This is a genomic window from Endozoicomonas sp. SESOKO2 (assembly GCF_024606245.1).
Lineage (GTDB): Bacteria > Pseudomonadota > Gammaproteobacteria > Pseudomonadales > Endozoicomonadaceae > Endozoicomonas_A.
In genome coordinates this window covers 1-1,414 of the sequence record NZ_JAHHPQ010000219.1, presented here as the reverse complement: position 1 = coordinate 1,414, position 1,414 = coordinate 1, and the positions used below count along the sequence as shown (strand labels likewise).

Here is a 1,414-nt window from a genome sequence, read left to right as displayed (position 1 = left end):
AAAATATGTTGTGTGGGTCAGACTTTATTGTGAGATTCCCTGTTTATTGGTTTTTGAGTCGAGAAATATTGCAAAATTTCTTAAAACTTTATACCTGGAGTCATTACAGAATCCTATTGGATCACTCGTTAGCTTTTTCATTCTTTTTAACAATAATGGCCTGTTATCTGGTACTTTTGAAAAAGCTCCATCTGGCATATGACGATGTGGTAGCAGGCCTTTATTTTTAAGAACCAGAAGCTCATTTAGTTTTATTTTTAATGCCTCCACGTCAGGTTTTTTTACATTTTTTTGTAACCACTGTTGGTTAACCTTAGGCACATAACCAGCAGCCAGTTGATCAAAGGTTGCCAGGCAACCACTGCCTACAAAGCTAGCTGTATGTATATCTTTTCGTATCCCAAAATCACTTATAATGGCTGTTGGTATGCTGCGAGCCATAGCCTCTATTGCGACAGTTGAACTGACAGTAATGCACAGGGCAGTGTGCTGAAGGGTTTCTTCGACCGGTTCGTAGGTAAATCGCAAATTATCCGGAAATTTTAATTTCAATAATTTTCTTATTCTTTCAAGGTGCCATATTTGTTTATGAATTGTTCTGCCGCCAATTTTGCAGCGGGGCTTTATTAATATGTTTTCCTGAGGTTTTGATTTTGCTAAATGAACGAGTTTTTTTAGTAAATAACATCTTTCACGAAAATTCCTGGGCGCAACAAGCTGTTCAAAAAAAACTATATCCTTTTGTTTTTTGACGCAGTCATGTTTGATATTTAAAAGCTGAGGGTAGCCAAAACAAAATGCATTGTCTGATGAAAAAGCAAGCTCTTTCGATAATTCGATATATCTTTCGTAATCGTTGGGGCAATTGAATAATATTAAATCAGACTGTACTCTGGACAAAATGGTTGCATCATCCCCCTCAATGTATCCAGAAAAACAACTAACAATCAGTTTTGAATGATTTTTTTCAAAAAAATTAATAAATTGTTTGTTGGTAAAGTTCTCAATCAAAATATCGTTATTAAAACAATCACCGAGTGAATGTTTAATTGCATCTTTAGAGAAATTTAATGATGAGTATTTTTTAAGCAAATTGTATAAGCTGACATTATATGAAATTTTAAAAAGATTAAATTAATAATCAAATTATGTATTCTTTTAGTTTTTTCAGGTTGTAATCTGACTGCCCTTTGCAATTGACAAAAAAGTCATTGTCTCCATCGCTTGTTATCTCAGGTATGTTAACAATGTATTCGACAGTCTTTTTGTAATCATCGATATAATGGAATAACTTTTTGCTGATTGCTTCTGAAAAATATTCCTTGGCATTTTCGCCATAGGTCAGAACTTTACATCCGAAAAAACCAATAAACAGGGAATCTCACAATAAAGTCTGACCCACACAACATATTTT

At 33.7% G+C, this 1,414-nt stretch carries 1 protein-coding gene; it reads right to left on the bottom strand.

The features are described from left to right. Window positions 1-24 precede the first annotated feature (24 nt). A complete protein-coding gene (locus KDK17_RS05290; RefSeq protein WP_257287529.1) occupies window positions 25-1,092 on the bottom strand; it encodes a DUF6716 putative glycosyltransferase in 1,068 nt (355 codons plus the stop codon). Between the last annotated feature and the right edge of the window lie 322 nt (window positions 1,093-1,414).